22 protein-coding genes are annotated in these 22,167 nt (G+C 47.6%); 7 read left to right on the forward strand and 15 right to left on the reverse strand.

Features of this window, described 5'->3' with window-relative positions:
- The first annotated feature begins 1 nt into the window (after position 1).
- From pucK to yuzJ, 4 genes are all read left to right on the forward strand, one after another.
- A complete protein-coding gene (gene pucK, locus MKY50_RS16635; RefSeq protein ID WP_326131794.1) occupies positions 2–1,294 on the forward strand; it encodes a uric acid permease PucK in 1,293 nt (430 codons plus the stop codon).
- A gap of 12 nt (positions 1,295–1,306) precedes the next feature.
- Positions 1,307–2,791, forward strand: coding sequence for a factor-independent urate hydroxylase (gene pucL / locus MKY50_RS16640; protein WP_341116957.1), 1,485 nt, complete (start codon positions 1,307–1,309; stop codon positions 2,789–2,791).
- Positions 2,791–3,135 (forward strand): hydroxyisourate hydrolase, encoded by a 345-nt coding sequence (gene uraH, locus MKY50_RS16645; RefSeq protein ID WP_031315332.1) that lies wholly within the window; start codon positions 2,791–2,793, stop codon positions 3,133–3,135. Before pucL ends, uraH begins: the two co-directional genes overlap by 1 nt.
- Before the next feature lie 422 nt (positions 3,136–3,557).
- Complete coding sequence (yuzJ, locus tag MKY50_RS16650; RefSeq protein WP_009968115.1) at positions 3,558–3,689, forward strand: YhzE/YjcZ family sporulation protein YuzJ; 132 nt, start codon at positions 3,558–3,560, stop codon at positions 3,687–3,689.
- 206 nt (positions 3,690–3,895) lie between these two features.
- On the opposite strand, the gene pucE is transcribed toward yuzJ, so the two are convergent.
- The 7 genes from pucE to allC all read right to left on the reverse strand — a co-directional run bounded on the left by pucE (position 3,896) and on the right by allC (position 11,816).
- The gene (gene pucE / locus MKY50_RS16655; RefSeq protein WP_003228648.1) at positions 3,896–4,417 is read right to left on the reverse strand and encodes a xanthine dehydrogenase subunit E; all 522 of its coding nucleotides are present in this window, start codon (positions 4,415–4,417) and stop codon (positions 3,896–3,898) included.
- A complete protein-coding gene (pucD, locus tag MKY50_RS16660; protein ID WP_341116959.1) occupies positions 4,408–6,645 on the reverse strand; it encodes a xanthine dehydrogenase subunit D in 2,238 nt (745 codons plus the stop codon). Before pucD ends, pucE begins: the two co-directional genes overlap by 10 nt.
- Positions 6,646–7,479 (reverse strand): xanthine dehydrogenase subunit C, encoded by an 834-nt coding sequence (pucC, locus tag MKY50_RS16665; protein WP_015251287.1) that lies wholly within the window; start codon positions 7,477–7,479, stop codon positions 6,646–6,648.
- Positions 7,476–8,093: a xanthine dehydrogenase accessory protein PucB gene (gene pucB / locus MKY50_RS16670; RefSeq protein WP_015251286.1), complete on the reverse strand. Its 618-nt coding sequence runs from the start codon at positions 8,091–8,093 to the stop codon at positions 7,476–7,478. Before pucB ends, pucC begins: the two co-directional genes overlap by 4 nt.
- On the reverse strand, positions 8,090–9,082 hold the full coding sequence (locus tag MKY50_RS16675) for an XdhC family protein (RefSeq protein WP_015251285.1): 993 nt from the start codon (positions 9,080–9,082) through the stop codon (positions 8,090–8,092). The genes pucB and MKY50_RS16675 overlap by 4 nt, the downstream gene beginning before the upstream one ends.
- A gap of 228 nt (positions 9,083–9,310) precedes the next feature.
- Positions 9,311–10,561 carry a (S)-ureidoglycine--glyoxylate transaminase gene (gene pucG / locus MKY50_RS16680; RefSeq protein ID WP_341116962.1) on the reverse strand — a complete coding sequence of 417 codons (1,251 nt, stop codon included), beginning with the start codon at positions 10,559–10,561 and terminating at the stop codon, positions 9,311–9,313.
- Positions 10,562–10,577: 16 nt separating this feature from the next.
- On the reverse strand, positions 10,578–11,816 hold the full coding sequence (gene allC, locus MKY50_RS16685) for an allantoate deiminase (protein ID WP_341116963.1): 1,239 nt from the start codon (positions 11,814–11,816) through the stop codon (positions 10,578–10,580).
- A gap of 222 nt (positions 11,817–12,038) precedes the next feature.
- Between allC and MKY50_RS16690 the strand changes: the two genes are divergently transcribed.
- Both MKY50_RS16690 and MKY50_RS16695 read left to right on the forward strand, forming a co-directional pair.
- Positions 12,039–12,176, forward strand: coding sequence for a hypothetical protein (locus MKY50_RS16690; RefSeq protein WP_003228634.1), 138 nt, complete (start codon positions 12,039–12,041; stop codon positions 12,174–12,176).
- A gap of 81 nt (positions 12,177–12,257) precedes the next feature.
- Complete coding sequence (locus tag MKY50_RS16695; RefSeq protein WP_009968119.1) at positions 12,258–13,124, forward strand: endonuclease I family protein; 867 nt, start codon at positions 12,258–12,260, stop codon at positions 13,122–13,124.
- 33 nt (positions 13,125–13,157) lie between these two features.
- Here the strand turns inward: MKY50_RS16695 and MKY50_RS16700 are convergent, their stop codons facing one another.
- Complete coding sequence (locus MKY50_RS16700; RefSeq protein WP_341116964.1) at positions 13,158–14,261, reverse strand: ABC transporter ATP-binding protein; 1,104 nt, start codon at positions 14,259–14,261, stop codon at positions 13,158–13,160.
- A gap of 181 nt (positions 14,262–14,442) precedes the next feature.
- Here MKY50_RS16700 and frlR point away from each other — a divergent pair, with 181 nt between their 5' ends.
- The gene (gene frlR / locus MKY50_RS16705; protein ID WP_015251281.1) at positions 14,443–15,171 is read left to right on the forward strand and encodes a transcriptional regulator FrlR; all 729 of its coding nucleotides are present in this window, start codon (positions 14,443–14,445) and stop codon (positions 15,169–15,171) included.
- A 24-nt stretch (positions 15,172–15,195) separates the two neighbouring features.
- Here the strand turns inward: frlR and frlD are convergent, their stop codons facing one another.
- The 7 genes from frlD to MKY50_RS16740 all read right to left on the reverse strand — a co-directional run bounded on the left by frlD (position 15,196) and on the right by MKY50_RS16740 (position 22,052).
- Entirely contained in the window at positions 15,196–16,050 is an 855-nt protein-coding gene (frlD, locus tag MKY50_RS16710; RefSeq protein ID WP_341116966.1) for a fructosamine kinase FrlD, read from the reverse strand.
- A 13-nt stretch (positions 16,051–16,063) separates the two neighbouring features.
- On the reverse strand, positions 16,064–16,966 hold the full coding sequence (locus MKY50_RS16715) for a carbohydrate ABC transporter permease (RefSeq protein ID WP_003228625.1): 903 nt from the start codon (positions 16,964–16,966) through the stop codon (positions 16,064–16,066).
- A 3-nt stretch (positions 16,967–16,969) separates the two neighbouring features.
- Positions 16,970–17,848: a carbohydrate ABC transporter permease gene (locus MKY50_RS16720; RefSeq protein ID WP_014477910.1), complete on the reverse strand. Its 879-nt coding sequence runs from the start codon at positions 17,846–17,848 to the stop codon at positions 16,970–16,972.
- A 57-nt stretch (positions 17,849–17,905) separates the two neighbouring features.
- Positions 17,906–19,174: an ABC transporter substrate-binding protein gene (locus MKY50_RS16725; protein ID WP_046663935.1), complete on the reverse strand. Its 1,269-nt coding sequence runs from the start codon at positions 19,172–19,174 to the stop codon at positions 17,906–17,908.
- Positions 19,175–19,254: 80 nt separating this feature from the next.
- A complete protein-coding gene (gene frlB / locus MKY50_RS16730; protein ID WP_015251278.1) occupies positions 19,255–20,241 on the reverse strand; it encodes a fructosamine deglycase FrlB in 987 nt (328 codons plus the stop codon).
- A 215-nt stretch (positions 20,242–20,456) separates the two neighbouring features.
- Complete coding sequence (locus tag MKY50_RS16735; protein WP_003228617.1) at positions 20,457–20,831, reverse strand: nucleotide excision repair endonuclease; 375 nt, start codon at positions 20,829–20,831, stop codon at positions 20,457–20,459.
- A gap of 102 nt (positions 20,832–20,933) precedes the next feature.
- On the reverse strand, positions 20,934–22,052 hold the full coding sequence (locus MKY50_RS16740; protein ID WP_167408434.1) for an NAD(P)/FAD-dependent oxidoreductase: 1,119 nt from the start codon (positions 22,050–22,052) through the stop codon (positions 20,934–20,936).
- Positions 22,053–22,167: the final 115 nt, after the last annotated feature.

Consider the following 22,167-nt stretch of genomic DNA (forward strand, 5'->3'; position numbering starts at 1 on the left):
GATGAAGGAACAGCACAATGCCTTACAGCTGATGATGCTGGGGCTTCAGCACATGCTTGCCATGTATGCGGGAGCCATTCTCGTTCCGCTGATCGTCGGAGCGGCGATCGGGCTGAATGCCGGGCAGCTGACGTATTTAATCGCGATTGATTTGTTTATGTGCGGGGCGGCAACTCTTTTGCAGCTCTGGAGAAACCGATATTTCGGCATCGGCCTGCCCGTTGTGCTCGGATGCACGTTTACCGCAGTCGGCCCGATGATTTCCATCGGAAGCACTTACGGTGTCCCAGCGATATATGGTGCCATTATCGCCGCAGGACTGATTGTCGTCTTAGCCGCGGGCTTCTTCGGGAAGCTTGTCCGTTTTTTTCCGCCTGTCGTAACCGGATCAGTCGTCATGATCATCGGCATCAGCCTGATTCCAACGGCAATGAATAACCTGGCCGGAGGTGAAGGAAGCAAAGAATTCGGCTCACTCGACAACGTGCTCCTCGGGTTTGGCGTCACAGCTTTTATCTTATTGCTGTTTTATTTTTTTAACGGCTTTATCCGCTCCATAGCGATTTTACTCGGTCTTATCGCAGGAACAGCGGCTGCATATTTCATGGGAAAGGTCGATTTTTCTGAGGTCTTGGAGGCGTCTTGGCTTCATGTCCCGTCTCTGTTTTATTTCGGACCGCCAACCTTTGAGCTGCCGGCTGTTGTCACGATGCTTCTCGTTGCGATTGTCAGCCTCGTTGAATCGACAGGTGTTTACTTTGCGCTTGCGGATATCACAAACCGCAGACTGTCGGAGAAGGATCTGGAAAAGGGCTACCGGGCAGAAGGCCTTGCGATTTTGCTGGGCGGCTTATTTAACGCGTTTCCCTATACAGCTTTCTCGCAGAATGTCGGCATCGTTCAGCTCTCAAAGATGAAAAGTGTCAACGTCATCGCCATTACAGGAATCATGCTGATGGCGATCGGGCTTGTTCCAAAAGCCGCAGCACTGACAACAGTAATCCCTAATCCAGTTCTCGGCGGCGCAATGATCGTCATGTTCGGCATGGTCATTTCTTACGGGATCAAAATGCTATCCAGCGTTGACCTTGATTCGCAAGGCAACCTGCTGATTATCGCCTCTTCCGTCAGCTTGGGGCTTGGCGCTACAACAGTTCCCGCGTTGTTTTCATCTCTTTCGGGCGCGGCCTCTGTCTTGGCAGGAAGCGGAATTGTGATCGGCAGTTTGACGGCCATTGCACTGCACGCTTTTTTTCAAACCAAACAGCCGAATAGCGCAGACATAAAAACGTAAAGGAAGATGCCAATGTTCACAATGGATGACCTGAACCAAATGGACACACAAACACTGACAGACACACTTGGCTCTATTTTTGAACACTCTTCATGGATTGCGGAGAGATCCGCAGCACTACGGCCGTTTTCGTCCCTTTCTGATCTTCACCGCAAAATGACTGGCATTGTAAAAGCCGCGGACCGCGAGACACAGCTTGATTTAATCAAAAAGCACCCTCGGCTTGGAACAAAGAAAACAATGAGCAGTGACTCGGTAAGAGAGCAGCAGAACGCGGGGCTCAGCAAATTAGAACAGCAGGAATACGAGGAGTTTCTCATGCTGAATGAACACTATTATGATCGCTTCGGCTTTCCTTTTATTTTAGCGGTGAAGGGAAAGACGAAACAGGACATTCACCAAGCCCTGCTGGCAAGGCTTGAGAGCGAACGAGAAACGGAGTTCCAGCAGGCCCTTATAGAAATTTACCGAATCGCCCGCTTTCGTCTGGCTGACATCATCACTGAAAAAGGAGAGACGCAAATGAAAAGAACCATGTCTTATGGCAAAGGAAATGTATTTGCATACCGAACGTATTTAAAACCGCTCACTGGAGTGAAGCAAATCCCAGAATCATCTTTTGCCGGGAGAAGCAATACCGTTATCGGCGTAGATGTGACATGCGAAATTGGCGGAGAAGCCTTCCTGCCATCATTTACAGACGGAGACAACACTCTCGTCGTGGCAACGGATTCAATGAAAAACTTTATCCAGCGCCATCTCGCATCCTATGAAGGAACGACAACCGAGGGGTTCCTACACTATGTAGCTCACCGATTTTTAGATACCTATTCTCATATGGACACGATCACTCTGACTGGCGAAGACATTCCGTTTGAAGCAATGCCTGCATACGAGGAGAAAGAGCTCAGCACAAGCCGCCTCGTCTTCAGAAGATCGCGTAATGAACGAAGCCGCTCTGTGCTGAAAGCAGAACGAAGCGGGAATACCATAACGATTACAGAGCAATACAGCGAAATCATGGATCTTCAGCTCGTCAAGGTGAGCGGCAACTCCTTCGTCGGCTTCATTCGGGACGAATATACGACTCTCCCCGAAGACGGCAACCGCCCGCTGTTTGTCTATTTAAACATCAGCTGGCAATATGAAAATACCAATGACGCATACGCTTCTGATCCAGCACGCTACGTTGCGGCTGAACAAGTCCGCGACTTGGCGAGCACCGTTTTTCACGAGCTCGAAACCCCTTCAATCCAAAACCTAATCTATCATATCGGCTGCAGAATATTAGCGAGGTTCCCGCAGCTCACTGATGTCAGCTTCCAATCTCAAAATCACACGTGGGATACGGTTGTCGAAGAAATCCCGGGCTCACAAGGAAAAGTCTACACCGAACCGCGCCCGCCATACGGTTTCCAACATTTTACCGTGACAAGAGAAGACGCCGAGAAAGAAAAACAGAAAGCCGCTGAAAAATGTCGGAGCCTGAAAGCCTGATGGGAAAACTGACAACCCATATTTTAGATTTAACCAGCGGCAAACCAGCGGCGAACGTAAAAATTGAATTGAAGCGGCTGGGCGAAAGTATTATGAAAGAGGTTTACACTAACAATGACGGCAGAGCCAATGTCCCTCTGCTGGCTGGTGAAGAGCTGGTGTCCGGAGAGTATGTGATGGAATTTCATGCAGGAGACTATTTTGCGAATAAAAACGTGAATACGATCGACCAGCCGTTTTTAACCATCGTCACCGTCCGTTTTCAGCTTGCAGATCCAGATGCACATTATCATATCCCGCTCTTGCTGTCGCCGTTTGGTTATCAGGTGTATAGGGGGAGTTAAGAAGGAAGCCCGCCTCACCGGCGGGCTTCTATTTGCACTTCAATAAACTTTTGATCCTAGGACAGTACTTGCAGTAATCCCACGCTTAGTGAAACAACAGCTAGAATAAACATTCACCTATATTTTTCAGGATAATTGCCTACGACAAAAATATCCTGTAGTCCTTTCATTTATAAATCGAGGTTTCAAACTAATAAGTCAGCTCTTAGCAGCCGAGCTCCCTTCTCCAATCCTATAAACAGACCGCGTTTTTTCTCGAAAAAATACTCTGAAGACAATTGCTGCGTTTTTAATAGTTTTGATAACGCGTCCTCTCTTACACCTTTAGACAAAATATTCATTTTTTCTTTTTTAGACTTAAATCTATGTCGAAAATAATCGTTGGCATATCTTATACTATCTCCACTAAAGGAGGTGACATTATGGGATTCTACAATTCTGGTGGATACAGTGGAAACTCTGGTTACTCAAACGGTTTCGGGAGCTCCTTCGCTTTGATCGTTGTGCTATTCATTTTGTTGATCATTGTTGGAGCAGCTATCTTTAATTATTAAGTTTAACTTTCCTTGCCTCCGCCGTATCCAACACCTCCCTGTCCGACAGACGCCATAAGAAGTTTTTATGGCGTCTTTGCTATGGATTCACTAATCATTTTCTAATCCAGAAGCTGTCAAGTTCTACGAGATTTATCGTGATGTTTTCCCACAACGCTTCTGCGTCTTGATCGCGCTGTCTGACTGAGGCTAAAAAAGTCCGGCTCTTAAAAGCCGGACTCCAGACTACCCCCGTTCAACTCTCTTCTAATCCTGCAAGCTGAACGCATAATCCCGCCATACCCGGTACACCGGCACAAATTCCCCGCCAGCCCTTCTTCTATATCTTTGTCAGAAGGTTGAGGGGTTTCCCGAAACAGTGCTTTAAGCGCAATTATCATTCCTGGGGTACAGTAGCCGCATTGGAAGCCTCCTTCTTCCAGAAAAGCGGTTTGGCAGATATCCAGTTCCTCTTTTTGTACGCCCTCGATTGTTGTAATGGAATGGCCGTCCACTTGGTAAGCCATGGTCATACACGCATTGGCCAGTTTTCCGTCGATTAAAATAGAGCAGGCTCCGCAGCGGCCGATTCCGCAGGACACCTTTGTCCCGGTCAGCTGAAATTCCTTTCTAAGCAGGTCACTCAGATGTGTCGTAGGAACGGCAGCAACCTCCCACTCCTGCCCATTCACGGTCATCCGGAACTGTTCCTTTTTTACAGGAAATGGCCCGGCCTCTTTTACGTCCATTGCTTCAGCCCCTTTCTGTCTATCGCTTCAAGCAGCTCTTCTCTTGAAATTGGCAGCTTGTTTATCCAGCATCCGACCGCATCATGTACTGCCTTTACAATCGCCGGAGTGATGGCGATCGTTCCAATTTCGCCAACACCGCGCGGTCCATATGCATCACCCTTCATTAGTTCTTCTATTGCGATCACCTTCATGTCAGGAACGTCTTTGACTCCAGGGATCAAATAGTGATCTAGATTTTCTGCGGCATAACGGCCGTCCGTCATTTTCGCTTCCTCCATCAGTGTGTAGCCGAGTGCCATGGCAGCGCCGCCTTCAATTTGACCTCGATATCCCTGCGGACTGACAACCGGACCTGCCGCAATAGCGTGCTCACAATCTATCAATTTGACATCGCCTGTTAACAGATCTACCTCCACCTCAACGGCAGCCGCTCCAAATGAGTAGAGGAAATGGCCGCCCACCACAGGATCAGGCGTTGTTGGAAAGTCAAATGCCGTTTCCTCTGCCAAAGGGCCTTTTTCAGCCAGCTCCTTATACGTCACCACGAGCGCCTTTGTGTTTTTGTCACGCAAGCCTGCAGCGCCGGGAATAAGATTTTCCGCTGAACAGCCGCTCCATTCTGCCGCCCGTTTTTTCAACTGAGCTAGAAACGGCTTCTTCAAACGCTGGATCGCGTGCCACACCATGCTTGTGCCGCGGGATGCTGTGGAGGAGCCTGACTTCGGCACTTTTGCGGTATCCCCAATAACAATGGAAATATCTTCTGCGGCACAACCTAGCTCCTCCATGACAATCTGTTCAATCGCTGCTAGAATCCCCTGTCCGCATTCTTCAAATCCGAACGATGCTGTGATTTTGCCTTCACTCGAAAGGGACAAACGGCCTCCTGCCGCATCCATTCGGCCATACCCCAGCCCGCCGCCGTGCATTGTAATTGCCGCTCCCGTGCCTCTTTGCAGATACCCACAGTTCCGGCTGGTTCTTGTAAGAATGGGAGATTTAGATATGGCATTCAACACCTGTGCCGCTCCGTCAGTTGGTGCAATTCGATGCTCAAGCGGCCCCAAGTCATGCGGTTTTCTGATATTTTTTCTTCTCAGCTCGAGCGGGTCGATGCCGAGCATGCCGCTGAGACGATCGAGATGGGTTTCGAGTGCAAATGTGATTTGGTTGCCGCCAAAGCCACGAAATTCTCCCGCCACCCCGTTGTTCGTAAATACTGATATTCCTTCAGTCCGGATATTCGGAATACGGTACGGCCCCGCGGCATGCTCGACAGAAAAATCAAGAACAGCCGGTCCGAGCGTAGCATATGCGCCTGTGTCCGCCACAATTTTCACGTCATGCGCCAATAGATTTCCCGAATGATCCGCACCCGTTTTTATCGTAATCTTCATCGGATGGCGCTTAATGCCAGAACGTACAGATTCCTTTCGTGTCTGATGGATTTTGACAGGACGTCCGCTTTTCAGTGACAAAAGCGCGGCATACGGCTGAATATTCAGCTCATCCTTCCCTCCGAACGAGCCGCCCATCGGACTTGACACAATTCTGATCTTCTCTTCAGGAATATCAAAAATACGGGCAAGCTGGAAACGGTCTTTATAGCCGTGCTGGGTTCCTGCATACATCGTAAAACCCCCGTCGTCTTCTGGAACGGCTACGCCTCCCTCCGTTTCCATATACGTATGCATCTGCCGCGGCAGCTCATAGGTTTCTTCAAGGACTGTGTCAGATGCTTGAAACCCTTCTTCCACATCGCCGTTTGAAAAAAACGCGCGGTGCAGGATATTCCCGTCCTCATGCAGTCTTTGCGCATTTGGCCGAAGCGCTTTTTCTGGTGAATCCATGACTTCCAGCTCTTTATACTCAACTCGAATCAGCTCCAGCGCCGCTTCCGCGATTTCTTCCGTTTCCGCAGCAACTGCGGCGATCGCATCCCCGACATACCGCACCCTGTCCTCACATAAAACCGGCTGATCAGGGATGACAATGCCAAATCGGTTTAAGCCGGGAACGTCTTTATGTGTGACGACGGCTTGTACGCCTTCCATTTTCTCAGCTTTTATGGTGCAAATCGACACAATCTCTGCATGAGGATAAGCACTTCTCAGCACCTTGCCATACAGCATTCCTGGAAAGCTGAGATCGGTCATATATTTCAATTCCCCTGTGACCTTACCCCTTCCATCCGGCCTGACTCTTGACGGTTTGTTGATGATCATTTATTCCCCTCCCTCAGCCATCAGCTCTGCCATGATGACGTTGGCAGCGGCTTTTTTTCTGTATGCCGCTGACATAAAAGCATCTGAGGAAAACGGCAGCTCATGGATAAGTGTTTTGTACAGATCATGCGAGTCCCCTCCTGGTGCCATCCATTTCGCTTCGCTGTCCAATAATCTCCTAGGAGTGATATCGGCATGGCCAGCGGCGAGGCGAATGCCGCCGTCTTTCAAAAAACGTCCAGCTGCAACAGCAACCGCTCCTGTAAAAGCCTGGCGCCTTCCAAGCTTGTGATAAAATACACGCTCTCCCTCCGCCCGCGGAATGATGACACGCGTGACGATAGCCGTTCTAAAGTCTTCCTCACTGAGCCAAGCGCCAAGCGGCAGCCTGATTAGCTCCTTTTGATATACGATAAGCTCAGCACCAAGCACAAGCAGAAGCGGAATGAAATCACCGATTTTACTCGCTATGTTGCCGCCAATCGTGGCATGGCTGCGAATCCCCGGTGCAGCGACAGCGGAAGCAGCGTCACTGAAACAGCCAAGCGCTCTCTTGATCAAAGGGTTCTTTCTGCATTCATTCAGTGATGTGAGCGCCCCGATCGACACGTGGGTGTCACTGGCGCTGATCCCTCGCATCTCGTCAATCCCTTCAAGGCTGACAAGGTGCTGTTTCGGCAGAGTTCCTTTGTCCCACTGAAGCTGAAGCAGCGTGCTTCCCGATGCGGCACACACATCCGGAGCAAGCTTCTCTAAAAGCGAATAGGCCTCATCAAGCGCTGTCGGTCTCCATAATTGAATATTCATCCTTGCTTTTGTCACTTGGCCGTTCAAGCCATCGCCCTCCTTACCATGTCATATTCCTCGGGTGTATCAATATCGTCCAACTCACCGCTATCCTTTGCCTCCAAAACCGCTCCTGCTCCAAGCTGTCCGCTTTTCAGGAGCCTGCGAGCCCCTTCATCTCCTGTTAATCCCTTTACATAAGGAAAACATGTCGACGAGAAGTAGATTGGCGGGGTGAACGCCCCTAAAAACGATGACACGGCAAATGACTCAGGAGCCAGAGCCACAAGGGCATTGAGATGATCGACGGAAAGCTGAGGCTGGTCGGCTAACAAAATGACAACGCCGTCCGCCCCCATGCTTTCTGCTTTTCTCACCCCGCTGCTGACTGAATGCCCCTGACCCTTTTCTGCGTCTTGGCAAACGTGCAGGCTCCAGCGTTTTTGAAAAGGCGGAGCGTGATACGGCGCTCCTATCCACTCAAGGGAGGCATGTTCTGTCCGCTCGACGACCAGCACGTGATCAAGGCGGGACGACAGAGCAGTTTTCAAGGAAAGTGAGCCTATGTTTTCTCCTTTTAGCGGCAAAGCCAGCTTGTTTTGACCCATTCTTCTGCTTTTGCCGGCAGCGAGAAACACGCCGATCAGATAGGGGTTTCTCATACAACCGCCAGCCGTTTTCTTGTTTGAATAATTTCTGCAACTACACTTACCGCAATTTCCTCGGGACCTTCCGCACCGATTTTCAGCCCGACCGGACTGTAAAAGTGAGATGGGGGATGTTTTCCGTTCAGCAGCCGTTTCGTGCGGTTTGCCGAACCCAACAGTCCAATATAATGGAGGTTTTGAGAAAATAAGAAGTTGATGATCGTTTGATCGTGCTGATAATGATGGGTTGCCACAACAGCTGCATCATGCGGAAAAAATTGAAATTCGCTAAGCATTTGTTCCGGAAAAGCGGTGATCAGCTGATCCGCTTTTGGAAAAAGAGAGGATGTACAATAAGCGGGCCGCCAATCCGTCACGATAACAGAAAACCCTGTGTCAGCCGCCAAATTGGCCAGCGGTACATTATCCGGTCCCGCCCCAAACAGAATGAGACGCGGCTTCGGTTCAATTCGCTGAATAAACATGTTAGTGGTTTGATCGAAATGCGGTAAATGAAGCGTTGAAACAGTACGTTGAATAGCTTGCAGAGGCGCGTCCGGCCAGTTCCCAAAATGTCCGTTCTCCGTCAGAAATAAATAATGGGAGGATTCAATCTTTATAACGGAAGTGACAGCTTTGCCTGAATGAAGGCAGTCCCTCACTTTCTCATAGTGCCGCCTTTTTTCCTGAGTGATTCGCTCTGCATGAACATGAATAATGCCATTGCACCCGGCTCCCATGCCCCAAGAAAGATCGTCCTCCGACCGCATGTCGTAGGGAATCAGCGTTGATGTGAGCTGATCGCCCAGCGCACTGATTCTTTGGAATACATCTTCTTCCACACACCCGCCGCTCAGCAAGCCAATCCGTCTGCCTTTTTTCTTAAAGAGCATAGAGGCGCCTGCTTTTCGATACGCGGAGCCTTCAACTTGAACAATTGTCGCCAGTACAGCCTCCTCCTGGTCTTCCAGGAGCGCATCTAACATCGTGTGAAAATTCCCCAATGCCGCATCCTCCTCTCGAAAATTGCCGTGAGAAACAACTAGTTCAGCGTGATTTTATAGGTAACTTGTATAAAGAATAGACGATGGAAGAAAAAATGACTCATGATTTGTCAGAAAATGAAACACATAGAAAGAGGATTTGTAAAAAGAGTCAAACGAAGAAAATCAGATTGGAGAAAACACGAAATCATATCGTTAAAAAGCTTGCGGAGTTCCGCAAGCTTTTCTTTACACCGCTGCCTGGCGGCCAGCGTTTTCATACACATCCAGCGCTGCTTGGAGCGCTTTTCCTGCTTCGATTCCTGCGTTATGTCTGAGAAGCACAGCCTCTAACCCGGCAAGCACGAATAGCACGTTTTCTTTTCTGCAGCTGTACCCCATCGTGCCGATCCTCCAGATCTTCCCTGCAAGCGGGCCGAATGAGCTGGCGATTTCAATGCCGAATTGTGCCAGCAGCATGTCACGGACAGACTCGCCGTCAATGCCGCCGGGAATTTCGACACAGGTGACAACAGGCATTTTGCAGCTGTCATCTCCAAACAATCTTAGCCCCATTGCCTTTATCCCTGCTGCTAATGCGGCTTCATGGTGCCGATGCCGCTCGAAACGCGTCTCAAGACCTTCTTCAAGCACCAGTCTGACTCCCTCACGTAAGGCGTACAGCATCGTCGTCGCTTCTGTATGATGATTGAGCCGTCTTTCGCTCCAATAATCCTCAAGCTGGCTCAAATCAAAGTAGTTGCTTGTAATTGGCCGATTTCCCGAAAGTGCTGCCCTGTCAGCTTGTGTCGCAATCCCGCGTTCCACCTTTTTGCGAGCTGCAATCACGTCCGCCACCCGCTCATTATATGTAATCGGCGCCATTCCTGAAGGCACAGACAAACATTTTTGCGTTCCGCCGATGGCAGCGTCAATCTTCCATTCATCGACTTTAACCTCGCAGCCCCCAATCGTTGCGACTGCATCGACGATAAACAATGCATCCTCGGTGCGGCAGGCTTCGCCGATGGCTTTCAGCGGGTGAATCCGTCCTGTCGATGTTTCTCCATGCACCATGGCCACAATTTTCGGCTTCACTTTTTTTATCTCCCGTATGATGTCCTTCGGGTCAAAAACCGTTCCCCATTCGCACTCAAACATATGAACATTTGCCCCATATCGCTCGGCGATTTCAGTCAGCAAATAACCGAAACGGCCGTAAATGGGAATGAGCACATCATCTTCCGGCTCTATCACACTAGCCAGCACTGCTTCAATTCCCGCCCGTGAAGTGCCGTCAATCGGGTATGCCCAGCGGTTTTTTGTTTGGAACAGCTCCCGAAGCATCTCCATCGTTTCATTCATAATACCTGTAAACGCCGGATCAAATTGGCCGACAACCGGGGTGCTCATTACTCTTAATACACGCGGATCAACCTCAACAGGCCCCGGCGTCATAATCGTTCTTAACGGGGTGCATAATTCTCTTCTGCCTGACACAGCCATTCCTCCTTTATCAGTAAGCCAGTTTGTATAATAAATCAGTCAGTGCGCGGATGCCGATCTCAAGCTGTCTGGCTGACGTATATTCCTTCGGTGAGTGGCTGATGCCGCCTCGGCTCGGCACAAACAGCATACAAGCAGGATAGCGCCTTCCGATCATTTGCGCGTCATGCCCTGCTCCGCTCACCATTTCCTCACAGTTGAAGCTGTTTTCTAATGCTGTTTCAAAAGCCGCAGCCTTCAGCCTTTCGTCCATCGGCACAGGCTCTATCCGCATATATTCATCAATCACAGCGCGAATTCCTTTTTGTAGGCAAATGCCGTTGATCAAAGCAACCATGTCTTGATGAAACTGTTCCAGCACATGCTGATGCTGATGGCGAATATCGATTGAAAACTGGACGCGGCCCGGTATGACATTGGCTACATTGGGCTCTGCCGTTATTTTTCCGCATGTCAGACGGAGCTCATCCGGCAGCTCATCCGACCGCAGCAGCAGCTCATGAATGATACGGCTGCTGGCTGCGAGCGGGTCCTTGCGCCATTTCATGGAGGTGGTTCCTGCGTGATTGCATTCTCCTTCGAGCGTGACGAGATATCGTCTCTGCCCCGCAATACTTGTCACGATGCCGAGATCCCGGCCTGACATTTCCAACGTCTTCCCCTGTTCAATATGCAGCTCAACAAACGCGCTGATATCTGTCCTATATGCTGACTGAAACACACCTTTGCCAAAACCGCTCTCATGCATCGCTGTTTGGAGGGAGACTCCCGACTCGTCTCTTGGCTCTTTTGCATCTTGTTCTGAAAAAACACCCGTCATATTCCCCGACCCCCAATAGGTCATTGGAAAACGGCTGCCTTCCTCCTCACATAAGGAGACCGCCTCGAGCGTTTTTTTTGGCGCTCCGTATGTTTCCTTGAGCTGCTTTAACGCGAGCATTGCCGCCAGAACGCCATAGGCGCCGTCGTATTTTCCTCCATTGATGACAGTATCGATATGTGAACCGGTTACAATGACTTCATCCGGAGACTGGGTGCCCGAAAGCCTTCCAAACACATTGCCGACATCGTCGAATCTTGTTTCAAGCCCGAAAGAAGACATTTCCGTTTTCACAGCAAGCTGTGCGTCCATCCACTCTTTTGTGTATAAAAGCCTCGTTACGCCGCCATCCGCAGACGCACCGTATTGGGCGAGCCATTCAATATAATCTGTGATGCTGTTTTTTACTGAAAGCTTCTGCTTTTCCATGTACTCCCCCCTCTGGCCGCTATGGTGACTTCATTATAGAAGGAGCAACATGATAGTTCATTGACAGATTAACCAAAAAAACGTTTATTTTTTAGCCACAGTATCCATCCAGCAACCAGATACACCCTACATGTCACAACTATTTTGATGTAAAGGTCAAAAGAAAACACGGTAAGGAAGAGAGCCAGCAAGAGCGAAAGAGAGGGTCAAAATGCCTTTCATATGAACAAGCTAAGCTGGAGAGGCGATGTTCGCGGAACGGATGAAAACAGAAATGCCGGCAGCCCGCAAAAACAGGACCTAAAGATATGGAAACAGGAGATTTCCGCCTCCTCCAAAGGGACTAATTTACAATTTTAATGAAAAATATACAAAATGACACTTCTATCCTTTATTTCAATTTTAGATAATAGACATGATCTGATAAAAGGAGGGCAAGTGATGACAAAAAAAGCATGGTTTCTGCCGCTCGTCTGTGTATTACTGATTTCCGGATGGCTTGCGCCAGCAGCTTCAGCAAGCGCGCAAACCACATTAAGCCTTAATGACCGATTGGCGTCTTCCCCTTCAGGAACGGGAAGCCTTCTCTCATTAGCCGCCCCCGCTGCACCCTATGCTGACACAGATACCTATTATGAAGGGGCTGAAGGTAAAACAGGAGACTCGCTAAAAAGCACCCTGCACCGTATTATCAGCGGACACACGATGCTGTCCTACAGCGAAGTGTGGAACGCGCTGAAAGAAACGGATGAAGACCCAAGAAATCCGAATAACGTCATCCTGCTCTATACGAATGAATCGCGTTCCAAAAACCTGAACGGCGGCAATGTCGGCGATTGGAACCGCGAGCATGTCTGGGCGAAATCCCATGGCGATTTTGGTACGAGCAAGGGACCTGGTACTGATATTCATCATTTGCGCCCGGCTGATGTTCAAGTTAACAGCGCCAGAGGAAATATGGATTTTGACAATGGCGGTACTGAATATGCGAAGGCACCCGGAAATTATTATGACGGCGATTCATGGGAGCCCCGCGATGATGTGAAAGGCGATGTTGCCCGCATGCTGTTTTACATGGCTGTCCGTTACGAGGGTGATGACGGCTATCCTGATCTTGAGCTTAATGATAAGACAGGCAACGGCTCAGCTCCTTATCATGGCAAACAATCTGTCCTGCTCGAATGGAATAAGCAGGATCCGGTTGACGACCGCGAGCGGAAAAGAAATGAAATCATTTATGAAAAATATCAGCACAACCGCAATCCATTTATCGACCACCCTGAATGGGCGGATGAGATTTGGCCGTAAGAAAAAGGTGCTCCTTTTGAGGAGCACCTTTTTCTAATACACAGCCTCTTCCGTTTCCGCATCGAAAAAGACGACGTGGTCCATTTTCACTGAGAGCTGGATTGAATCGCCTGCATCGATTCGCGTGTTTCCGTCCAGGCGGACCTTGAGCCGCTCGTCCCCAGCCATAACATGCACTATGAGCTCCGAGCCCAAATTTTCATTCACTTCCACGTTCGCTTGAAACACTGAATCAAACAACTGGTCATTTCCTGTCATTTGTGTGATGTGCTCCGGCCGTACACCGGCAATCATCTGTTCTCCGGCATATCCCTTTTCCTTCAGCCGCTTTGCTTTTTCTTCAGGAATATGAAGCCGGATCGAAGAATTTGTGAAAAACAGCTCGCCATGATGCTGTTCTATGATGCCTTTCAAAAAGTTCATCCCAGGAGAGCCAATGAAGCCTGCGACAAACAAATTGGCCGGGTAATGATAAATGTCATGAGGTTTCGCCACTTGCTGAATTTCCCCTTCATTCATGACGACAATCCGATCTCCCATTGTCATTGCTTCGGTCTGGTCATGCGTGACATAAATGATCGTTGCCTCTAATCGCTGGTGCAGCTTGCTGATTTCTGTCCGCATCGTCACTCTTAGTTTTGCATCCAGATTAGAAAGCGGCTCGTCCATTAAAAAGACCTTCGGCTCCCTCACAATCGACCTGCCAAGCGCCACCCTTTGCCGCTGCCCGCCGGAGAGCGCCTTCGGTTTTCTCTTCAGCAAATGTTCAATTTCTAAAATTCTAGCTGCCGCATGAACCCGCTCGGCAATTTCCTGTTTCGCCATCTTTCTGAGCTTTAATCCAAACGCCATATTATCAAAAACCGTCATATGCGGATAAAGCGCATAGTTCTGGAATACCATCGCAATATCACGTTCTTTCGGCGGAAGATCATTGACCCGCTCCCCATCAATAAGAAGATTTCCTTCAGAAATGCTTTCTAATCCAGCCACCATCCGCAGCGTTGTTGATTTTCCGCATCCTGACGGCCCCACCAGCACCAAAAGCTCCTTATCCTTTACATCTAAATCAAAGTCCTTCACGGTTAATTGTGAGTGATATGATTTTTTGACGTGTTCAAATGTTAATGAAGCCATCAGAAAAGTCCCCCTATCTTTTGACCCGTTATTTCGTCACTGGAAACAACTTGGTCTTTCTGTTATTTTTAGAGTAATCGATTCCCATTTTTGCTATATTTCTAAAATAAAAAATGTAAATTTGTATTATAACGTCATAATACATTATAATATAAATAATAGGTTAAAAGGAGGCTACCCTTTGTTAAACAACGGAAGTTCTACACCTTTATACATTCAGCTAAAACAAATCATCACTGATGACATCAAAAAGGGCGTGTATTCCCCAACTGCCAAGCTGCCTACCGAAAACGAGCTTTGCACCAAGTATAACGTCAGCCGCATCACCGTCAGGAAAGCCATTCTCGATTTAGTCGAAGAAGGCTATCTGATCAGGCAGCAGGGAAAGGGAACGTTCGTTAAAAGCCCTAAATTAAAACGAGAGCTGATCGCTGTAAACGGCTACTCGGAATTTATGGAATCAACCGGCAAAAAACCGAAGCATCATGTGCTGTCCCATGACATCATTCCAGCGTCAAAACCCATCGCCGAAAAGCTTCAAATCCAACCCGAGAGCCCTGTGGTTGAATTAAAACGGATTTTATATAATGATGATCAGCCTCTCACCTTTGAAGTGACGCATTATCCGCTTGATTTGTTTCCCGGCATTGATACCTTTATTGCTGACGGCGTATCCATGCATGATATTTTGAAACAGCAATACAAAGTTGTACCCACGCACAATACGAAGCTATTAAACGTTGTATATGCCCAACTGGAGGAAAGCAAATACCTGGATTGTGATATCGGGGATGCGCTGTTTGAAATTGATAAAACGGCTTTTACATCAAACGACCAGCCAATCTATTGCTCATTGTTTTTGATGCACACAAACCGTGTCACTTTTACCATCAACAGTCCCTACACATAACAGGCATAAAAAACGAGACACTGCTTATAGTATTCTCGTTTTTTCACTGCTTCCCCCGTCCTCCAAGCGATAAGGATAGCCATAGCCGAAAGCTCCGTACACACCGCATGTTTTCGCAGCCTTTTCAGCAGCCTGGCGCAAAGCATACGTTATATCCTGCTTCACGCAAAAGGCAGTCAAAAAGCCTGCTATAAAAGAATCTCCCGCTCCAAGTGTATCTATTATATCAGTTTCCACAATCGGCTGATGATAGACTCGATCACCCGCAGATAGGATTGCTCCTTGGCCCCCTCGGGTCATACAAACCATTTTGGCTCCGTACCCATGAGCTGTTTTGGCAAGCTCACCGCATTCCGACTCACTCAAATCGCTTCCTGAAAAAAACGCATACGTCACATAAGGACAGACCCTCCTCAAATAATCATCCTCCCGATTGGTTGAAAAATCAAATGAGACAGGGACCAGCCCGCACAGCTGCGGAAGATCGTTCTCAAGCCTGCTGTACACGCTCGTATGCAGCAGATCATGCCCGCTGATAAAAGATACATCTTTCTCCTGAAACGCGAGGCGAAGCCGGGACTGAATGCCGCCTTTATTTGATCTGACAAAAATGCGGTCCCCCTGTTCATCAAGGGTGACAATCGCCATCCCGTTTTCTCCGTGCGCTTGGCGGATATAATCTGCATTGACCTGCTCCAGCTTGAGAACGTTCAACAGATGCGCCGCGGCTTCGTCATTGCCGACGATTCCGATATAGGAAGACTCATGCCCGAGCCGCTTGGCAAGCACAGCAACGTTTAAGGCATTTCCTCCCGGGTAGAATGTTTCTTGATCCTGGTAATAATCTACAACATTATCTCCAACCGCAATCAATTTCATAGCGCTTCCTCCTTTATCCTTTTACACTGCCGCTTGCAATCCCGCGGACAAAATATTTCTGCATCAATAAAAATAGAATAATAATCGGCGCGGCTGAAATCGTTAACCCCGCCAGCAGGACGCCCCAGTCTGTCTGCAGCGCGTCTCTGAACTGCATCAGCCCGGCTGGAATGGTCCGCAAATTCTCATCATCTATGAAAATAATCGCAAACATAAACTCATTCCATGTATGGTAAGCCGTCAAAATGCCGGATGTCACCAAAATCGGCACGCTCATTGGTAAGAAAATTCTGAAAAATACTCCAAAACTTGTACACCCATCCAAATAGGCCGCCTCCTCCAATTCTTTTGAAATAGAAAGAAAATAAGAGCGGATCAAAATGATGGTGAATGGGATCCGATAAGCCGCATACGGCAGGATTAACGCCCAATACGTATTGTACAGGCCAAGCGACTGAATAATAGAATAAAGCGGCACAAGACTGACCTGCGGCGTCAGCATCAATCCGCCAAGACATAGCACCAAAAAGAATCCTTTTCCTTTAAACTCAAACCGGGAAAGGCCATACGCTGCCCATGCACTGATAAAGACAGTGATCACACACGTCAGCGCCGTAACGATGACACTGTTCATAAAATAAGAAGAAATCCCCTGGTTCCAGGCGGAAACAAAATTTTCCGGATGCCACGAAGACGGCAGCGACCAGCTGTGCTCAAAAATATCGTCAGAGTTTTTAAAGGCGCTCATCACCATCCAGAGAAGCGGATAGGCAATCGCAATCAGATATAGAAACAGAAAAACCCACACAGACGTTTCTCCGATATACCATTTTCGTCTAGGCTTATCTTTCACCTCAATGTGCTGGTCAGGCACAGGCTCCAACCTGAACGAATCTGTCTTCTTCTGAGGCAGCATCAGTTACTCCTCCTTTCCGGTTTTAAAGAACTTCATTTGCATGAGCGATAGTGCAAGCGTAATGATTAACACGACAGTGGCAATCGCTGAGGCGTAGCCCATCATATCCTTTGTAAAGGCGCTTTTATATAAAAACGTGCTCAAGACTTCTGACGCGTTTCCCGGCCCGCCGCCTGTCAAAATGTACGGCTCATTAAAGACCGTAAAGGCCCCGGTCAGCGTCATGACCACCGCAACAAAAGACATCTCTTTCGTCTGGGGAACAGTAATATGAAAAAACTGCTGAATTTTACCCGCGCCGTCAAGCCGGGCCGCTTCATACAGTTCATCCGGTATTTTTTGAATCGACACAATGTACAGCATCGCAATATAACCGACAGATTGCCACTGGGACACAAAAATGACAGAAAGCATAGCTGTGCTGTCATCCCCGAGCCAGGCCCTCGTCAGCTGATCAAGACCGATGGCTTGAAGCAGCTGATTCAAAAGCCCTGTCTCCGGATTGTAAATAAAATCAAACAAAAGCGCGATCACAGTCATTGAGATGACAACCGGCAAAAAGAAAACGGTACGAAAAAACGGCGACCATTTTCTGACCAGCTTATCCTCAAGCACCGCCGCCAAAATCAAACCGCCAAACACCTGGCATACAATTGAGATCACTGCGTAAAGCACGTTATTGGTCAGTGCCTGATAAAAGACAGGATCATGAAATAATTCAACATAGTTTTTTAAGCCGATAAACGTTTTTTCCGGAGAAAATGAGCTCCACTGAAACAGGCTGAGGAATACATTCTCAAAAATCGGGATATAAACGAAAAGTAAAAAAACGAGAGCGGGCACCAAAAACAAATAGGGGATTATTTTATTCTGATTGACCAAGGGTATCTCATCTCCTTTATAAAAAGAAAAGGTGCGAAGCTTCACCTTTTCTTTGATTTATTCAGCTGACGCCCTCACCTGCTTTGCTGCCTTTTGAACGGCTTTCATCACCTGCTGCGGTGTCATGTCGCCGCCAAGCATTTGCTGGACGCCTGTTAGGTACGCATCTGCGACTTCAACATCGACATCCATATCAAACCATGGAACCATTGATTTGGCATCAACAATATGCTGAACGGCTTCACGCTGAATAGCTGTTGCATTTTCTTCAGTAGCCGTACCTTGCACTGCACTGTATTTCCCGACATCTTTCACGAGCTTTTCGCCCATTTTTTTCGACGTCAAGAACTGCAAAAATTCCATTGCTTCCTTCGGATGTTTTGTTCTTGAGGAAATCATGAATCCTTCCGGCGCTCCCGTTAACGCTTCTGAAGATCCTTTTTGTCCGCTGATTTCAGGAAATGGGAACATCCCGAGATTAACCGGTTCAACCAGCTTGATTTCCGCTGTTTCCGCATATATCATCGCCGACTTTCCGCTCTTAAATTGCTGTCTCACATATTCGTGGTCGACGGAGTTTACATGTTTATTAAAGTAAGGCATCAGCTCTTGAAGCTTTTCAAGTGCTTTTACGTAGCCTTCATCAGTAAATTCACCCGTTTTGGCGTTATAGTCCTTTTCCCGTGTTTTTTCATCGACCATCCGCTGATTAAGCGTGCCGATATAGTGCGAGATTGTCCAAGTCGCCTTTGTTCCGAAGCTGATCGGTGTGTAGCCATGTTCTTTCAGCTTTTTTGACACATCGATTAATTCATCCCACGTCTTCGGGGGATCAAGATTCAGCTTTTGGAAAATGTCTTTATTATAGAAGAATGATTTAGCGTCCATTTGCCACGGCACGCCATATTGCTTGTTTTCATAAGTAAATGGTGTAATTTGCGATTGAACGAGCTGTGATGACCAATCGGTGTCATTTTTGTAGTAGGACGAGAGATCAAGTGCTTTATTGCCTCTGATAAATTTAAAAGCAAACTCATCGCTCCAAGAGAAGTAAATGTCAGGAGGGCTGGTGGTTCCCAGCATGACCTTAATTTTATCTTTATAGGAGTCATTTAAAACGGCTTCAATTTGAATATCGATATCTGGGTGTTCTTTTTCAAATTCCTTAACAACCTCTTCAAAATAACTTTTTTCCGGCTCCTTCGGCCATCTGTGGAAAAATTTCAATGTCACCTTTCCGTCCGCTGAACTGCTTTGGCTCGAACAGCCTGCAATGGTGAGCATACTGACAGCTGCAATGATCAAGAACAACAACATTTTCTTCAAAGGGTTGGCCTCCTCTGGACATTAGACTATAATGTTATATAACATTATAGTCTAATGCATAATGGTTCCTCATTTTCAGATCAATACTCAACTTTCCACATGTATCTTCTATGAGATAAAGGATGATTTCTCGCCTCTGCCAGCTCGTCTGCATAGCTTCTCAGCACACGATTGAGAACGAGCGGAGCAAGGTAGCCTTTAACTGAATCGTCAATTGCAGTGAAGTCGTAAGATGCAGCATCAAGCACAGTGAGCTTTTTGCCATACTTTTTCGAGAAGGTAAGCGCCCGCTCTTCAAGAGGTCTTGTTTCATCTAAACCGAGCAGGATGATAAACGGCACGGATTCATCAATAATTTCAAACGGTCCGTGAAAATATTCTCCGGCATGAATGGCGTGGGAATGAATCCATTGCATTTCCATGAGAATGCAGATGCTGTAGGAGTAAGCGACACCGTAGTTTGCACCGCTTGCCATGGTATAAATAATGCTTTCTTTTTCATGGGCTTTTGCAAATTGCTTGGCGTTGTCAGCTTCCTGCTTAAGGGCTTTTTCATATACAGCCTGCAATTGATCTAAGCCTTCAATTGCTTGTTGGAATTTCGTATTGTTTTCTAATACTTGCAGGGTTCCAAAAACGATTTGATACAAAACGCCATAGTTTGTATTGATCGCAAGCGCCTCATCACCCCAATCGTACTGGGCAACATATTGCGCTTCCTGCGCTAAAGGAGACTCCGGTTTAAACGTCATCGCAATCGTAAGTGCGCCCTTGCCCCTTGCAAACGCAGCAGCTTTGACTGTCTCCGGGGTATTTCCCGAATGCGAGCACAAAATAACAAGAGACTTTTCACCAAGCTGAACAGGGTTGCGCTGAATAAATTCGTTGGCGCTGTAGAGGTCGGAGTTTATTGATTTTGACTCTCTGTCAAACACATACTTACTCGGATACATAATGGCAGAAGACCCTCCGCATGCGACAAAGAATACATGATCAATGGTTTTCCCTTTCAAATCCTGCAAGAAAGCTTGAACCTCACGATTTACTTTTGCTGTGGCCTGACTCAAATCCTTCACTCCCCGTTTTTATTATATAACGTTATATAACATTATATATTGTTATATTAAAGTCCGCGGGTAGGATTGTCAATATTATTTTCTGAAATTTCTCATTAATTTATTCGAATGACAGACAAAGGGTCTATATGCGAAAAAATGCCCAAATCAAAAGCCAGAACTTGACTTAAGCTCTGGCTTCGCTGTTCAATCTGCAGACTGACGTCTTATTTAAAAAATACCTTGTCTATATTGTACTTCGAGTGCTGTGTATTGATGATATATGTTTCGTAAATCTCTCTTTCCATTGGATCATCAACTACACATACCTCGATTTTATATACTTCATCTCTGTGATGTTTGATCGGTGAAACAGTGTCTTCGAAATGCTTCTTAATTCTCTGTCTTAACTTTCTAGCTTTACCGACAAACAGCAGCTCGTCATGAATGTTGTAAAACATAAAAATGCCGCCTTTGTCCCTTGGGATCTGGTGAAAGTCGATGAATCCGTGAATCGGTTTTATCTTCGGCTCGTTATCATTAGCTGACTGCTGTCGTTCAGTGATGGTGACATTCGGTGCGGGTATATCAATTTTTATCAAAATCAGTTCACGTCCTCTTTTTCATTAAAGATAAATGCTAACACATACAGAAAAGAAAAGCTAGAACAGCTTTATTATATTTGTTTGTCATGCTCTTACTTATTATGCAAGTGCTCCGGCTGGATCATAAGGACTAAGGTCTAATTCTGTCTGCTTTCCGAGAACTAGCTTTGCGAGCTCTGCACCTAAGAACGGCCCCATCGTCAGTCCAGAAGCGCCCAAACCGTTAGCAGCGTACAGGCCTTGAACATTCGGCACAGCCCCTATGACCGGCAGAAAACCCGGTGTAAACGGCCTGAAGCCCACTCTTGTTTCAACAGCAGCCGCATCAGCAAGACCCGGTGCAATGGCTAACGCTTTGCTCAATACTTCGTGCTGGCCTCCGGCTGTCACACGCAGATCATCAAGACCGGCATCGTTCTCGTGTGTGGCGCCGGCTACAATTCTGCCGTTATCAAACGAAAGAATGTACTGATCGTTCGGCGGCATCACAACCGGCCACGCCCCTGTATCCGTGTCCATCATTTCAAAATGCATAATCTGCGCTTTCTGAAAAGACACTTGAAAATGAATGCCAAGAGGCTTCATGATTTCATTGGCCCATGCCCCCGCCGCCACAATCACCGCGTCTGCCGCAAACTGCTTTGTATCTGTTCGTACGCCGGTGACTGTTCCGTTTTCAAAAAGCAGGGATGCATTTCCTTTGATGATCTCTGCGCCGCGTTTCTCCGCAGCGCTTAAAAGCGACCGGCACAGCGCTCTTCCGTTCACACGGGCGGCACCGCTGATATGAACCGATTCATAGCCATCAGCCAAAATCGGAAACAGCTTTTTCGTCTCGCTCGCGGACAAGCGGGTAATCTCACCGATCTCCGGCGCATCCTCCCGCCTCTTATACGCCCGCTCCTCCATCTTATCGAGCTTCGCCGGATCAGTATGAATGCTGATAGCACCGACACGCTTGTATCCCGTATCTGTTTCTCCGTCCTCTTCCAATTGATGGATTAAATCCTTATAGTACCGGGCTCCCCCCTTAGCAAGCTGGTACCAATCCTGATTACGGCGTTGCGAGAGCCATGGACAGACGATCCCCGCCGCCGCATCAGTCGCTTGTCCCGGCTCTTTCCGATCAATGACAGTAACGCGAGCGCCTGATTTTGCGAGATGATAAGCCGTCGACGCGCCCAGAATCCCTGCGCCGACGATGATGTACGATTTCATATGCAAACACCTTTTCTATTATAATGTCTATTCATTTTACCAAATCAAATGCTTTCCTTCGACCTTTTGCCCTAATGTGGAAAAACCGCGAAGTTCGTCCAATCTCTTTACTCTC

The organism is Bacillus sp. FSL R7-0685 (assembly GCF_038002425.1).
GTDB lineage: Bacteria > Bacillota > Bacilli > Bacillales > Bacillaceae > Bacillus > Bacillus subtilis.